Genomic DNA, 15,027 nt, shown 5'->3' on the forward strand with positions numbered 1-15,027 from the left:
AGATGGCGGGTACCGGCCTGGCGCCGTGCGCTCAGCCGGCCGGGCCGGCCTGCAGGCCGTTCGCCGTGAGGTGCAGCACGCGCTGCGCGCGGGCCGCGGCGGTGGCCGAGTGCGTCACCAGCACCAGCGCCGCGCCGCTGTCGGCCGCCTGCTGCTGCAGCACGTCCATCACCTGGGCGGCGGTGCGCGGGTCGAGGTTGCCGGTGGGCTCGTCGGCCAGCAGCAGGCCGGGGCGGTGCACCAGCGCGCGCGCAATCGCCACCCGCTGCAACTGCCCGCCAGACAGCTCGGCCGGCAGGCGCGCACCGAGCGCACCCAGGCCCACCGCCTCCAGCATGGCCTGCACGCGCGCGGCATCGGGGCGGCCGAGCAGCAGCAAAGGCAGGCCCACGTTCTGCGCGATGTCGAGGTGCGGCAGCACGTGGAAGGCCTGGAACACGAAGCCCAGGTGTTCGCGCCGCCAGTGCGCGCGCTGCGTGTCGTCCAGGCCGTTCAGGTCGGTGCCGTTGTGCGTGATCGTGCCCTCGCTCCAGTCGTCGAGTGCGGCCAGGCAGTTGAGCAGGCTGGACTTGCCGACGCCCGACTCGCCCACGATGGCCACGAACTCGCCGGGCTCCACGCGCAGGCTCACGCCGCTGAACACCACGGTGTCGCCGTAACGTTTGCCCAGGCCTTCGACGCGCAGGCTCATGGCGGCGGGCCCAGTTGCGCCTGCACCGCCTGCAGCACCTGGTCCAGCGCGTCGGGCGCGTCACAGGCGATCACGCGGCGCTGCGGCATGGAGCGCAGCCAGGTGAGCTGGCGTTTGCCGAGCTGGCGCGTGGCGAAGATGCCGAGGTCGCGCAGCTCCGCGACTTGCTCGGGCGAGAGCGTGTCGCCGTGGCGGTCGAACATGTCCCAGGCCTGGCGGTAGCCCACGCAGCGCATCGACGGCAGGTCGGTGGAGAGGTCACCACGCGCGCGCAGGCTGCGCACCTCGTCGAGGAAACCGCTGGCGAGCATGGTGTCGAAGCGCTGGGCGATGCGCGCATGCAGCCAGGCGCGGTCTGCCGGTTCGAGCGAGATCAGCTGCTCGGGCGCAAGCGGGCTGTCGGGGTTGTGGGTGCGCCCGGTCTGGAAGCTGGAGATCGGCCGGCCCGACACCGCGTAGACCTCCAGCGCGCGCTGGATGCGTTGTGCGTCGCCGGGTGGCAGGCGGGCGGCGGTGACCGGGTCCACCCGGGCCAGTTCGGCGTGCAGCGCCGGCCAGCCGTGTTCGCGCGCCTGCGCCTCCAGCCGTTCGCGCACCGCCGCGTCGGCCGGCGGAATGTCGTCCAGGCCGACCAGCAGCGCCTTGAAGTACAGCATGGTGCCGCCCACCAGCAGCGCGGTGCGGCCGCGCGCGGCGATCTCGCCCACCAGGCGCGTGGTGTCGCGCACGAAGTCGGCCGCGCTGTAGCTCTGCAGCGGGTCGAGGATGTCGATCAGGTGGTGCGGCACCTGGGCGCGTTCGGCCACGCTGGGCTTGGCGCTGCCGATGTCCATGCCGCGGTAGACCAGGGCCGAGTCGACGCTGACGATCTCCACCGGCCAGCGTTGCGCAATCGCCAGCGAGGCCGCGCTCTTGCCACTTGCCGTGGGGCCGGCCAGCGCGATGCAGCGGGCGGTGGTGTTGGGTGTGCTGCTCACGGGTTCGACGCCGAATCGGCGCCGGCCAGGCGCTGCGGTCTGCTGCGTGCTTCGCCGTGGCGCTGCACCAGCGTCCAGGCCACGGTGGCGATCAACACGCTCCAGAACCACACGCCGTTGGTGAGCGGCAGCACCGAGCCCGCGCCGTCGGAAAAGCCGGCCATGCTGTGGCCCAGCCAGCCACCCATGAGGAAGGCCGCGGCCATCGACAGAAAACCGCTCAACGCGGACGCGGCACCCGCGGCCTGCGGAAACGGGCCGACCGCGCCGCTCTGGCCGCAAGGCTGGTGCACCCCGTGCGCCAGCATGAAGAGCCAGAACGGCACCAGGATCGCCCAGGTGCTCTGCACCCCCATCAGGCCGAGCACGCCCATGAGGGTGCCGGCCGTGAGCGTCATCGCGCCGGCCACGGCCACGGTCTGGCGCAGGCCCAGGCGCGGCAGCAGGTGGCGGCACAGGAAGGTGCCGAGGATGTAGGTGAAGGACATGCTGAACATCAGCAGGCCATAGGCGGTGGTGGTCAGGCCGAGCACGCGGATGAACACGAAGGACGACGCCGCAAGAAAGGTGAACAGGCCCGCGTAGGACGTGGTGGACAACAGGGCGAAGGCCCAGAAGGTGGGGTGGCGCGCGATCAGCAGCCAGTTGCCGACCAGGGTGGCGGGTTCGAGCGCGCGCGGGTTCTTGTGCTGCAGGCTTTCTTCAAAGCGCCAGGCCACCACCGCCAGTGCGACCGCGCCGAACACGGCCAGCGCCAGCAAGGCGGCGCGCCAGCCGAATACGCCCGACAACAGGCCACCGATGGGCGAGGCCATGCAGGCGATCACACCCAGGCCGGTGAGGCCTTTGGACATCACCCGAGCGCCCTCGCTGGGTGCGTACAGGTCGCGCACGATGGCGCGAGCGCACATCACACCCGCGCCCATGGCCGCACCCTGCACCGCGCGCCAGACGATGAGCTGTTCCATGTTGGGCGCAAAGCTGCTGCCGATGGCCGCTGCGACGAAGGCCGCCATGCCGACCAGCAACACCGGGCGCCGCCCGAAGCGGTCCGACAGCGGACCCCACACCAGTTGCGACAGGCCGAAACACAGCAGCAGCGCGGTGAGCGTGAGCTGGGCTTGTGACATCGGCGCGCCGAAGCCCGCGGTGAGGGCGGGCAGGGCGGGCAGGTACAGGTCGGTGGCGACGGGCTGCAGGCCCAGCAGCAGCGAGAGCACCAGCACGATCAGGCTGGGCGACATGGCAGACGTGGGGGGCGGGGCAGACATCCGGGCGAGGTTAGCAGAACGCCCGCGCGGGGCAGCCCTGCTGCGCGGGCCGGCGCCGCCTAGGGATGGACGCGGTTGGCGTCGGCCAGAACGGCTTCGGCGACGCTGTCGTCGCGCAGCCCGAACAGGCTCGACAGCGCGGTGCGGTATTGCGCCTGGCCAACCGAGTTGGTGTTGTGGTGCGAGCCGCCCTCGACCAGCACGAAAGCCTTGCGGCCCTTGGCGGCCTCGTACAGCTTGCGGCCCAGCTCGGGCTGGATCAGGCGGTCGTCGCCGCCGTGCACCACCAGCAGCGGCGAGCCGATGTCGGGCACGCGCTTGACGGCTTCGAAGCGCTGCGTGATCAGCAACGAGATCGGCAGCCAGCCCCATTTGAAGGTGCTGACCACGTCGGGGATGGAGGTGAAGGTGCCTTCGACCACGGTGCCGGCTTCGTCGTGCACTTGAGCGGCGAGTTCGATGGCGATGGCACCGCCCAGCGAGTGGCCGAAGATGTAGCGCGGGCGGTTCGGGTACTTGGCGGCCAGCCAGTCCCAGGCGGCGCGTGCGTCTTCGTAGGCGGTGGCTTCCGAGGGCAGTTCGTTGGTGCTCTTGCCGAAGCCGCGGTAGTCGATGGCCAGCACCGAGAAGCCCAGGTCTTCCATGCGGCGGGCGCGGAAGGCCGAGCCGGTGACGTTGAAGCGCGCACCGTGCAGGTACAGCAGGACGGGCGCGTCCTTGCGGCGTTCGAAGTTGTCGTGTTCCGCCCACAGGCCGTGCAGCTGCACCGGTTTGCCGGTCTTGGGGGAGTGGAAGTCGATCCACACATCCTCCATGCCTTCGGCGGCGGCCTCACCACCGGCCCAGCTGCGGTCGGAGGGCTGGAAGATCCAGAAGCGTTGCTTCTCGTCCAGCGTGGCGCATCCGGCCAGCAGGGCGAACGCGGCGAGCAGGGTGAAGAGGAGACGCTTCATGGCGGTGATGGATGCATCTGGCAGGGCAAAAGTTCAGGCGGTGGCGCCATGCTGCAGGTTCCATGCCGCTTCCGATAGGGGCGAAACCCGTGCGCGTGTGGCCTTGGTCACGGCAACGGCCCACATTCGTGGCATGATGGCGCCCTTTAATGCGAATGAATCTCAATTGCGTTGACGTGAGGCGTTTCTGAACGGCCCCGCGCACGCGGCCCGGCTCCCTTCCATGTCCACTTCCCCGCATTCCGACGGCTCCCTGCTCCTGCTGTACACCGATCACCACGGCTGGCTGGTGCAGTGGCTGCGCCGGCGGGTGAACAACCTGCACGAGGCGGCCGACCTGGCCCAGGACACCTTCGTCAAGCTGATGGGCCAGAGCCCGGGCGAGCTGCGCGAGCCGCGCGCCTACCTGGCCACGGTGGCGCGTGGTGTGCTGATCGACCACTGCCGGCGCCTCTCGCTGGAGCGCGCCTACCTGGACACCCTGGCGCTGATGCCCGAGCCGGTCACGCCTTCGCCGGAAGAGCGCGCCATCGTGCTCGAAGCGCTGAGCCAGATCGACCAAATGCTCGACGGCCTCGGTCAGCGCGCGCGCAGCGCTTTCCTGCTGGCCCAGCTGGACGGGCTCACCTACCGTGAGGTGGCCGCGCGGCTCGGCGTGAGCCTGAGCTCGGTCGAGAAATACATGGCGACGGCGTTTCGCCACTGCTACCGCATCGTCTACCAGGACGGTGCCGCATGAGCGCACACCCCGGACATGCCACGGTGCCGGCGCCCGAGCCCGCCGTGGTGGAGGAGGCGATCGCCTGGCTGGTGCGCCTGCAGTCGGGCGAGGCACAGCCCGCCGACTGGGAAGCGTGCCAGCGCTGGCGCGCCGCGCAACCCACGCATGCCATGGCCTGGGAACGGCTGCAACGCATACAAGGCCGCTTCAATGGCCTGCCGGACGGCCCGCGCGCGCGCACCGCGCTCGACGATGCCCGCCGCGACATGACGCGCCGCCGCGCCCTGCGCCTGCTGAGCGTGGCGTTCGTCGGCGGTGCCACCGCCTGGCTGGTGCGGCCGCTGTTGCCGGTTGACCAGCTGCTGGCCGACCACAGCACCGGCGCCGGCGAACGCCGCCGCATCGAATTGCCCGACGGCACCCTGGTGTGGCTGGACACGCGCAGCGCGGTGGACGTGCGCTTCACCGCCGCCGAACGCCGCCTGGTGCTGCGCCAGGGCCGGGTGGCCCTGAGCACCGGCCGCGATGGCGCGGCCTCGGTGTACCGACCGTTGTGGGTGGAGACCCGGCACGGCACGGCGCGCGCGCTGGGCACCCGTTTCCAGGTTGGCCTGGACGAGGCCAGCACGCAGGTGCAGGTGTTCGAGCACGCGGTCGAGCTGCAGCCGCGCGAAGCCGCCGTGCCGCGGCGCTTGCAGGCCGGTGAGAGTGGACGTTTCGACGCCAGTGGTGTGCACGAGGTCGCGGCGCTGAACCCCGACCAGGACGCCTGGACCGACGGCCTGCTGGTGGCACGTGACATGCCGCTGGGCGAGCTGATCCGCGAGCTCGCCCGCTACCGCCCGGGCTGGCTGGCCTGCGACAACGAGGTGGCGCAGCTGCGCATCTCGGGTGTCTTCAGCCTCAGCGACACCGACCGCACCCTGGCCCTGGTCGAGAAGACCTTGCCGGTGCGTGTGCAGCGCCGCACGAACCACTGGGTCACGCTGCAGCGCCGCACCTGACCGACCGAGCCCGGCCCCGCCGGGCCGCGCGCTCCCGTCGCCTCAAAAACTTTTTTGCTGCCGCGTTGCGGGTTTTGCGCCGTCGTCCGTCCTGTACCCAAGAGCCACACACACGGCCTTGCCGAGAGCCCGCTGCGAGCGGGTGCCGAGGGCAGGGCGACAACCCAAGGACCGATGCCATGACACAGCCCCCATTGCCCCGCACCGCGGGCGCCACGGGCCACCCCTCGTTTCGCGTGCTGCCACTGGTTGCCGCGTTGCTGGCGGTCGGCGCCACCCTGCCGCTCGCCTCGCCGGCCGCAGCGCAAGCGGTGAGCACCTCACGCGGCGAAGCCTTGCGCCCCTATGCGGTGGAGGCCGGCGGGCTGGAGGCGGCGCTGAACCAGTTTGCGCGCCAGGCCGGTGTGCTGATCTCTTTCGATGCGGTGCTGGTGCGTGGTCTGCAGAGCCCGGGTTTCCAGGGCCATGCCACGGTGGCCAGCGGCCTGGCCTCGGTGCTGGGCGAGCACCCGCTGGTGGCGCAGACCGAAGGCCCCGGTGCCTGGCGCATCCGCGCGGCGGCGCCCGGTTCGCGCCCGGGGCAGGCGGCCACGGCGGGTGAGCGGGCCAGTACGCCCGCGGTTGAAAACGCCCTGCCTACGGTGGAGGTGCGCGCCCAGTCCGAGGAAGAACTGCAGAAGGACTTGCCGTACCGCAGCGCCGGCTCGCGCAGCCACATCACACGCGACCGCATCGAGCAGTTCCGCGGCACCTCGGTGGGCGACATCTTCCAGGGCACGCCGGGCGTGCTCATCGGCGAGAACCGCAACAGCGGCGGGCTGGACGTGAACATCCGCGGCATGCAGGGGCAGGGCCGGGTGCCCGTGCTGGTGGACGGCGCGCGGCAGGAGACCACGGTGTACCGGGGCTACGCGGGCGTGTCTTCGCGCAGCTATGTGGACCCCGACCTGATCGGCGGCATCGACATCGAAAAAGGCCCGAGCATGGCCGCCGGTGGCACCGGTGCGGTGGGTGGCCTGGTGACCATGCGCACCATCAACGCCGAAGACATCGTGCGACCAGGCCAGACGCTGGGCCTGCGCCTGCGCGGCAGCCTGCTGGGCAACAACAGCGGGTCGGCACCCGCGCCGGGCACACCGTCGGGCTACAACACCGGCGGCAATGGCACCGACGGTGTGTTCCGCATCAACTGCGTCATTGCCAGCCTGTGCGCCGGGCCCTTCAACATCGCCAATGCCCAGGCGTCCGACGAAGGCATGTCGCGCCCGGGCCTGCTCAAGCCCAAGAGCTTTGCCGGCAGCGCGGCCGTGGCAAAGCGCTTCGAGCAGGCCGACGTGGTGGCGGCCTACGCCAAACGCAGCCAGGGCAACTATTACGCCGGCACCAAGGGGCCGGTGCCGTATCTGGACCTGTCCGACACGCAGAACCGCGGCTTCTACACCGAGGTGCGGCCCAAGGTCGTGGGCGCGACGCGTTTCCGCGCCGGCGAACGCATCGTCAACTCCAACTACGACAGCGAGTCGGTGCTGCTCAAGACCAAGCTCTACATGCCCGACGACCAGGAGCTGGAGCTGAGCTACCTCCGCTACGAAAGCACCTACGGCGAGCTGATGCCGTCGCAACTGCTCTGGCTCGGCCAGGTGCGCCAGACCAGCAACAGCCATGTGCTGGCCGACACCTATGCCGCCCGCTACCGCTGGAACCCCGTCGACAGCACGCGGCTGGACCTGCGCGCCAACCTCTGGCACACCGACACCACCAGCGAGAACCGCAACTACTCGGAAGGCACCTGGAGCAACGCCTTCGACATCGGCGGCGAAAACTACAAGCGCTGGGGCTTCGATCTGAGCAACGGCATGCGCTTCGACCTTGGTGGCGACATCAAGCTGAACTACGGCCTGTCGGCCCAGAACGAACGGGTGCGCGGTGACGGCCAGGCGACCAATTTTTCCGCGGGTGGTCGCGCCGGGCAACGCGACGAATACAGCCTCTTCACCGACGTGCAGTGGAAGCCCGTGCCGAGCCTGACGCTGCAGGGCGGGCTGCGCCATACGCGCTTCCAGTCGCGCGACGACAAGCCTCACAACGTGGACCCCGGCAGCGCCTACTGCGTGGACCCGGATGGCGACGGCGTGTGCGAGCCGCTCATGATGAGCAGCCGCAACAGCGGCACCGCGCCCATGGTCAGCCTGCTGTGGGAGCCGCGCGCCGGCCTGCAGTTCTATGCGCGCCATGCCGAGGCGCTGCGCATGCCGAGCCTGTTCGAAACCACGTCCGGCTTCTCGGTCAGCCCGTCGCAGGACATCCACCTCAAGCCCGAACAGGCCACCAGCCGCGAGATCGGTGTCAACTACCTCAAGGACGATCTCTGGCGCAGCGGCGACAAGTTCCGCGCCAAGGCCGCCTGGTTCCGCAACCACACGCGCGACTACCTCACCCGTACCTTCCCCAACACCTGGGAAGAGGGCATGGGCACCCAGTTCTTCTCCTTGCGCAACATCCAGAGCGTGACCTTCCACGGCTTTGAACTCTCGGGCTCGTACGACCTCGGCCCGGCCTTCCTGGAGCTGAGCGGCACCCGCTACACCTTCATCGAGACCTGCCACTTCGGCAGCTACCGCCGCACCGAGTGCACCGACTACGGCATTGCCGCGAGTTACGTGAACAACATGATTCCGCCCAAGTGGCACGCCAGCGCCACCCTGGGCGCGCGCCTGCTGCAACGCAAGCTCACGCTGGGCGTGCGCGGCACCTTCATGGGCCAGCGCACACCGACACCGGCCCACAACGACCAGGGCGTGGTGTCGCAGGGGGCGGCCTCGCCGGTGCCCTGGCACAAGTACTCGCTGTGGGATCTGTTCGCCAGCTACAAGGTCAACGACCAGCTCAGCGTCGATTTCAACATCGACAACGTCACCGACCGCTACTACCTCGACGCCCTCAGCCTGGGTCTGGTCCCCGCGCCCGGGCGCAGTGCCCGCCTGAGCGTGACGCTGCGTTTCTGAGCGCCGCCGCACATGCGGCCCACGCGGCCCATGCCGCCGATGCGGCCCGCCGCGCCCCTGTTCACTTTTTTCCCCATCCGCTTCGCCCGCCCAGCGGGCCCCATCTGCAAAGGAAGCTCACACCATGAAGCACCCGATACGTCATCTCTTGCTGGGACTGGGCACCGCCCTGTTCCTGGCCGCCTGCGGCGGCGGCGGTGGAGGCGGCGGCAGCTCCGCTCCCACCACCCCCACGCCCACCGCGCGCGCCAGCGCCAGTGCCACCAACGTGGAAGCCGGCCAGACCGTCACGCTCGACGGCAGCGCCAGCACCTCGCCCAACGGCGGCGCCATCAGCTACCAATGGAGCGTGGAACAGCGCCCCGACGGCAGCAACGCCGCGCTGTCCGCACCGACAGTAGCCAACCCCAGCTTCACGCCCGACCTGCCGGGCAACTACCTCATCGGCCTGGTCGTGAACGACGGCCGCGCCAGCAGCACGGCGGCTCAGGTGGCCCTGGTGGTGAGCAACCCGAACCCGGTGGCGGTAGTCATTCCGCAGGTGAGCCAGCTGGTGAACACGGACGTGCAGCTCGATGGCAGCGGCAGCCTGGCACCACAAGGCGGCAACGCCAGCGGCCTGCGTTTCCTGTGGGTGCTCACCGAGCGGCCGGCCGGCAGCACCGCGGTGCTCGATGACGCGTTGCGCGCGCAACCGCGCTTCACGGCCGACCAGGTGGGGCGCTACGTGGCCACCCTGGTGGTTTCGCACGGCGGCAAAACCAGCGCGCCGGCCACGGTCAACATCGACATCGGCCAGGTCAACGCCTTGCCCGTGGCGAATGCCGGCCCGGCCATCACCGCCGTGCGTGGCAGCCGCGTCACGCTCGACGGCAGCGCCAGCAGCGACGCCGACGGCGATGCCCTGCAGTACCGCTGGAGCTTCGCGCTCTTTGGCAAGCCTTATGGCTCGCGGGCCGTGATCGAGAACGCCGACAAGGTCTCCGCGTTCTTCGTGCCCGACTTCGCCGGCACCTACCGCCTCACCCTCGCGGTGTACGACGGCACCGCCCGCACCACCGCCGGCCTGCAGGTCACGGTGACAAAGCCCGCAGGTGCGCCCAACACCAAGCCGGTGGCGGTCATCTCGCGGCCTTTCAACGCCACCTTCGAGTCCGAGCGCGACGTCGTGGTGGCCCTCACCGCCGTGTATTCGATGGATGCCGATGGTGACGTCATCCTCCCCGCCAACCGCGAATGGACGATGCTGTCGGCCCCTGCCGGGTTTGACCGCGTGGCCAACTTCAACAACCCGTATCAGGGCTCCTTCAAGGGCACCCACTACGGCGACTACCTGCTGCAGCTGCGCGTGTTTGACGGCACGGACTGGAGCGACCCGGTCACGCAGGTCTACACCGTGATCAACGGCGCCAACCGGCCACCACGCGCCGTGGCCAAGGTGCTGGGCACCTCCAGTACCGTCGGCGTGGGCGCGACCGTCACCCTGTCGGGCGAGAACAGCACCGATGCCGACAACAACCGCCTGAGCTACCGGTGGACCCTGCTGGAACGCCCAGATGGCAGCGCGGCCCAATTGCGCAACGGCAACACCGTCAACGCCAGTTTTGTCGCCGACCGGGCCGGCCCCTACATGTTTGAGCTGGTGGTGACCGACGAGCACGGCGCGGTCAGCAGCGACGGCATCTCGAGCCAGCCGACCCAGATCATCGTGATGGCCAAGTCGCGCAACTACGCGCCGGTGGCGCGCCTGGAGAGCCTGGTGTCCTACACCGCGGAGCAGCCCCTGGTGATCGGTGCCAAGGGCATCCAGGGAAATTACGCGTCGGCGGACTACGACATCTGGAACAGCTTCCAACTGCACCCCAACGGCTACGACTCCGACGGAGACGCCCTGAGCTACCTGTGGACGCTGACCCAGGGGCCGAGCAACAGCGCCTTCCAGATGCCGGCATCGGGCTACTTCTGCGGCGCCACGGGCAGCGCCAATTACCCAGGCCCTGACGTCATCGCCTACACGACCTGGCGCGACGAAGGCCTGGCCCTGCGCAACTGGACCTGCGACCGTCTGGGCCTCGCGCCCACCGTGGCCGGTACCTACCAGGTGCAGCTGGCCGTGAGCGACGGTATCGGCTTCGGTGGCCCCTACACCCTGAACCTGCACGCGGTTGACCGTGCCAACTACCCCAGCCTGCTGCTGGAGCACATGAACCGGCAGCACACCTGGTCCAACGACGCGCAGGCCATGGTGCTGGAGGACGCCGACCCCGGCGCCGGCAACATGGCGGGCCTGGCACAGCAGGAGGTGTTCCCGTTCACCACCTTCGGCGGCAACACGAGCTTCTCCAACGCCATCACCAGCTCGCGCGATCTGCTCAAGACCTACTTCGACAACTACGTGTCGGGCCACTACGTGGTGCGTACCTTCCGCCTGACCGCTGGCGGGGGTGACTACACCATTCAAAACCTGGGCGCGACCGACAGCGAAGGCCGGCTGCAACCCGCCTTTGTCGGGCTGCAAAACGGCCAGGTGATCCGGCGTGGCGAAAGCGTGACCTTCCAACTGGTCTTGGCCGGCGGCACCATGCCGACGCTGGACACCAGCGGCAGCATCGTGAACACGAGCCGCAACCTGCGCTGGTCCTTCGGCGTGCAGGAGAAGCCGCACTTCACCTTCGATTTCAACCCCACCATCGCGGTGTACTGACCGCGTACCCCGGACGGTGCCACACCGTCCGGGGCCATTCCTTTCCCGTCCGGGCGGCGGCACCGTTCGCCGCCCGGGCCTTCACCGATGGCCCTGGCGCCATGTCCCCCATGTCTGACACACCCACCACTCCTTTGAGCGTTGCGCTCAAGGCCGCCACCGCGCCCACGCACGGTGTGCTGGACCAGCGCATCATGGCCTTCAACCCGTTTGCCGGCCGCGAGCACTACGCCGCCTTCCTGCAGATGCAATACCGCTTCCACCGCGATGTGGACGCGCTGTTCTCCGACCCCGAACTCAACCGCCTGCTGCCCGGCCTGTCCGAGCGGCGCCGCTTCCATCAGGTGGCGCAAGACCTGGCCGATCTCGGCCTCACGCCATCCGGTGACGACACGCCACCCGCGTTCGTGCCCGGCGCCGCGGTTGACGTGCCCGGCGCACTCGGCTGGCTCTACACCGAAGAAGGCTCCAACCTCGGTGGCGCCTTTCTGTTCAAGCTCGCGGCCCGCATCGGCTTCGACGAAAACCAGGGTGCGCGGCACCTGGCACCACACCCCGAGGGCCGCGCACCGAGCTGGAAAGCCTTTGTCGCCCAACTCGACGCCGTGCCGCTGGACGCTGACGGCCGCGCGCGCGCAGCCGCGGGCGCACAGGCCGCGTTCGCCCGTGTGCTGGGCCATGTGGAAGCGTGCTGCCCCTTGCCCGTGGCCCAGGGCACCCCGGCGTGAGCGCTGGCCGCACACACTGGGCCGTGCTGCTGGCGCTGTGGGCGGGCGTGGCCCAGGCCAACGGCGCGCCCCAGGCGCCCCAGCCCGGTTGGCAGACCCTTTATGAGCAGGCCCTGCAGCAGCACGCTGCCCGTGATTTCAGCGCCGCCGAAACCAGTGCACGGCAGGCCCTCGCCCTGGCCCGGCGCAGCCCGGACCCGGTGCGCGGCCAGGCCTTCGTGGCCAGCAGCCTCAATGCCCTGGCCCTGGTGCGCCAGGCGCAGGGACAACACGCGGAATCGATCGGCCTGCTGCGCGAGGCACTCGGCCTGAGCGAGGCCGCGCTGGGTGCCCACCCGAACACCGCGTCGCTGGCCTTCAATCTGGCGCAGGCGCTGGAAGCAGAGGGAGCCGTCGGGGAAGGGCGTGCCGGCGAAGCCGTGGCCCACTACGAACGGTGCCTGGCGATCAGCCAGGGCCTGTCGGACAGCACCAGCCTGGCCCTGCGCGCCAGGGCCGGCGCCGCGCTCGACCGCTGGCGCGAGGCGCAGCACGCCGACCAGCTGACACGCGAGGCACGGGCGCTGCAGGCGCAAGGCCAGGCGGAGGCCGCGCGTGCGGCCTGGGCGCAGGTGCTGGCGGTGCGCGAAGCGCACAACCCAGACGACCCGCTCCTGGCCGAAGCGCTCAACGAACTGGCGCAAGCGCACATGGCGCAGCAGGAACACGCCGCCGCCGAAGCGCTGCTGGCGCGTGCGCTGGCGCTGGTGGAACGGCACCAGGGCCCGCAGAGCCTGGAGGCGGCGCGCCTTGTGGGCACGCAGGCCCTGCTGCAGGGCGAACGCGGCCAGGAGGCGCGCGCGCAGGCGCTGCACGAGCGTGCGCTGGCCATCTATGAAGGGCATCCGGCGCAAGCCGAAGCGCTGCTGGGCCAGGCCCAGGCCCTCAACCACCTGGCGGGGCAGGTCTACCGCAAGCGGCGCTTCGACCTCGCCGAACCCCAGTTCCTGCGCGCGCTCGCGCTCACCGAACAAGCCGTGGGCAGCCATGACGTTCGGTTGTTGCCGCTGCTGGACAACCTGCAGGCGCTGTACCGCAGCCAGGGTCGGGCCGACGAGGCTCGGGCCTATGGGCGGCGTGCTGCGTTGTTGCGCAAGGCTGCGCTGGAGGTTTCGCCATGAGCGCCGCCCCGGAGCCCACCGCCACGGCCACCCCGGCCGCACCGCGCCTGGTGCAGAACCGGCTGGTGCGCGCGCTCTTGATGTTGCTGGCCGTGCTCAGCCTGGGCCTGGGCCTGCTTGGCCTGTTCCTGCCCGGTTTGCCGACCACCGAGTTCGTGCTGATCGCCGCCTGGGCGGCGGCGCGCAGTTCACCGCGCCTGCACCAGTGGATGCTGAACCACCGGCTGCTCGGGCCGCTGCTGGTTCAATGGCAGGCCGGGCGCCTGCCGCGCCGCGCCAAATGGGCCGCGACGCTGGCCATGTCGCTGGCCGCTACCGCACTGCTGCTGCACCTGCCATGGCCGCCACCCTGGTGGGTGGTGGCGGCCCTGGTGTCGATGGCCTGCGTGCTGGCCTGGCTCTGGAGCCGGCCCGAACCGCTCAGATGACGCCCTGCGCCAGCATCGCGTCGGCCACCTTCACGAAGCCGGCGATGTTGGCGCCGTCCACGTAGCTCACCGTGCCGTCGGCGCGGCGGCCGTGTTGCAGGCAGGCCTCGTGGATGCCGCGCATGATGGTGTGCAGGCGCGCGTCCACTTCCTCGCGCGGCCAGGACAGGCGCATCGCGTTCTGGCTCATTTCCAGGCCGGAGGTGGCGACACCACCTGCGTTGCTGGCCTTGCCCGGGGCGTACAGCACGCCGGCGGCTTCGAACTTCTGCACCGCGTCCATGGTGGTCGGCATGTTGGCGCCTTCGGCGACACAGATCACGCCGTTCTTGATCAGCGTGGCGGCGTCGTCGGCGTTCAGTTCGTTCTGGGTGGCGCAGGGCAGGGCCACGTCCACCGGCACCGACCAGGGGTTCTTGCCGGCCTCGAAGCGCGTCTTGGTGCGTTCGGCGTACTCGCCCAGGCGGCCGTACAGGTGGTTCTTCACCTCCATCAGCTCGGCCAGCTTGGCCGGGCTGAAGCCGTCTTCGTCGATCACCGTGCCGCTGGAGTCGGACACCGTCACCACCTTGGCGCCCAGCGCCATGGCTTTTTCGACCGCGTACTGCGCCACGTTGCCCGAGCCCGACACGCTCACGCGCATGCCCTGGAAGCTCATGCCGCGCTGCTTGAGCATTTCTTCGGCGAAGTACACCGTGCCGTAGCCGGTGGCTTCGGGGCGGATCAGCGAGCCACCGAAGGACAGGCCCTTGCCGGTGAACACGCAGTCGGCGCGGTTGCTGAGCTTTTTCATCATGCCGGCCATGAAGCCGACCTCACGCCCGCCCACACCGATGTCGCCGGCCGGCACATCGGTGTCGCTGCCGACGTGGCGGAACAGCTCTGTCACCAGCGCCTGGCAGAAACGCATGACTTCACCGGGGCTCTTGCCCTTGGGGTCGAAGTCGGAGCCGCCCTTGCCGCCGCCCATGGGCAGGGTGGTGAGGGCGTTCTTGAAGGTCTGCTCGAAAGCCAGGAATTTCAGGATCGACAGGTTTACCGAGGGGTGGAAGCGCATGCCGCCCTTGTAGGGACCGATGGCCGAGCTCTGCTGGATGCGGTAGCCGCGGTTGACCTGCACGTCGCCATGGTCATTGACCCACGAGATGCGGAACATCACCACGCGTTCGGGTTCGACCAGGCGGTCGAGCAGGCCGTGTTCGGCGTATTTGGGGTGGGAGGCGATGAAGGGCCACAGGCTCTCCATCACCTCGGAGACGGCCTGGTGGAATTCGGGCTGACCGGGGTTCTGCTGTGCGACGCGTTCCAGAAAGTGATGGGCGGAGGTGTATTTCATGGTCTCATGCTTCAAAAATGTGCATGACATTATGCGCAACACGCATTTC

12 protein-coding genes are annotated in these 15,027 nt (G+C 69.7%); 7 read left to right on the top strand and 5 right to left on the bottom strand.

Going from position 1 to position 15,027, the window contains the following annotated elements:
- Window positions 1-31: 31 nt before the first annotated feature.
- From HPA01S_RS12670 to HPA01S_RS12685, 4 genes are read right to left on the bottom strand one after another with little or no spacing between them, the layout of a single operon-like run.
- The gene (locus HPA01S_RS12670; protein WP_066270492.1) at window positions 32-691 is read right to left on the bottom strand and encodes an ABC transporter ATP-binding protein; all 660 of its coding nucleotides are present in this window, start codon (window positions 689-691) and stop codon (window positions 32-34) included.
- On the bottom strand, window positions 688-1,668 hold the full coding sequence (gene miaA, locus HPA01S_RS12675; protein WP_066270493.1) for a tRNA (adenosine(37)-N6)-dimethylallyltransferase MiaA: 981 nt from the start codon (window positions 1,666-1,668) through the stop codon (window positions 688-690). Before miaA ends, HPA01S_RS12670 begins: the two co-directional genes overlap by 4 nt.
- Complete coding sequence (locus HPA01S_RS12680; protein ID WP_066270495.1) at window positions 1,665-2,939, bottom strand: Bcr/CflA family efflux MFS transporter; 1,275 nt, start codon at window positions 2,937-2,939, stop codon at window positions 1,665-1,667. The genes miaA and HPA01S_RS12680 overlap by 4 nt, the downstream gene beginning before the upstream one ends.
- Before the next feature lie 59 nt (window positions 2,940-2,998).
- On the bottom strand, window positions 2,999-3,892 hold the full coding sequence (locus HPA01S_RS12685) for an alpha/beta hydrolase (protein WP_066270497.1): 894 nt from the start codon (window positions 3,890-3,892) through the stop codon (window positions 2,999-3,001).
- 223 nt (window positions 3,893-4,115) lie between these two features.
- On the opposite strand from HPA01S_RS12685, the gene HPA01S_RS12690 reads away from it, so the two are divergent.
- From HPA01S_RS12690 to HPA01S_RS12720, 7 genes are all read left to right on the top strand, one after another.
- The gene (locus tag HPA01S_RS12690) at window positions 4,116-4,631 is read left to right on the top strand and encodes a sigma-70 family RNA polymerase sigma factor (RefSeq protein ID WP_066270499.1); all 516 of its coding nucleotides are present in this window, start codon (window positions 4,116-4,118) and stop codon (window positions 4,629-4,631) included.
- Window positions 4,628-5,617 (top strand): FecR domain-containing protein, encoded by a 990-nt coding sequence (locus tag HPA01S_RS12695; RefSeq protein WP_066270500.1) that lies wholly within the window; start codon window positions 4,628-4,630, stop codon window positions 5,615-5,617. Before HPA01S_RS12690 ends, HPA01S_RS12695 begins: the two co-directional genes overlap by 4 nt.
- A 179-nt stretch (window positions 5,618-5,796) precedes the next feature.
- Complete coding sequence (locus HPA01S_RS12700) at window positions 5,797-8,622, top strand: TonB-dependent receptor (RefSeq protein WP_084360656.1); 2,826 nt, start codon at window positions 5,797-5,799, stop codon at window positions 8,620-8,622.
- Between the two features lie 124 nt (window positions 8,623-8,746).
- The gene (locus HPA01S_RS12705) at window positions 8,747-11,326 is read left to right on the top strand and encodes a PKD domain-containing protein (RefSeq protein WP_157084998.1); all 2,580 of its coding nucleotides are present in this window, start codon (window positions 8,747-8,749) and stop codon (window positions 11,324-11,326) included.
- Between the two features lie 110 nt (window positions 11,327-11,436).
- Window positions 11,437-12,054, top strand: a complete 618-nt coding sequence (locus HPA01S_RS12710) for a biliverdin-producing heme oxygenase (protein WP_066270502.1) — start codon at window positions 11,437-11,439, stop codon at window positions 12,052-12,054.
- Window positions 12,051-13,214 carry a tetratricopeptide repeat protein gene (locus HPA01S_RS12715; protein ID WP_066270504.1) on the top strand — a complete coding sequence of 388 codons (1,164 nt, stop codon included), beginning with the start codon at window positions 12,051-12,053 and terminating at the stop codon, window positions 13,212-13,214. Before HPA01S_RS12710 ends, HPA01S_RS12715 begins: the two co-directional genes overlap by 4 nt.
- On the top strand, window positions 13,211-13,642 hold the full coding sequence (locus HPA01S_RS12720) for a YbaN family protein (protein WP_066270506.1): 432 nt from the start codon (window positions 13,211-13,213) through the stop codon (window positions 13,640-13,642). The genes HPA01S_RS12715 and HPA01S_RS12720 overlap by 4 nt, the downstream gene beginning before the upstream one ends.
- Here HPA01S_RS12720 and gdhA read toward each other — a convergent pair.
- The gene (gdhA, locus tag HPA01S_RS12725) at window positions 13,635-14,978 is read right to left on the bottom strand and encodes an NADP-specific glutamate dehydrogenase (protein WP_066270507.1); all 1,344 of its coding nucleotides are present in this window, start codon (window positions 14,976-14,978) and stop codon (window positions 13,635-13,637) included. The genes HPA01S_RS12720 and gdhA overlap by 8 nt on opposite strands.
- Between the last annotated feature and the right edge of the window lie 49 nt (window positions 14,979-15,027).

Origin of the sequence: Hydrogenophaga palleronii NBRC 102513 (assembly GCF_001571225.1) — a bacterium.
GTDB lineage: Bacteria > Pseudomonadota > Gammaproteobacteria > Burkholderiales > Burkholderiaceae_C > Hydrogenophaga > Hydrogenophaga palleronii.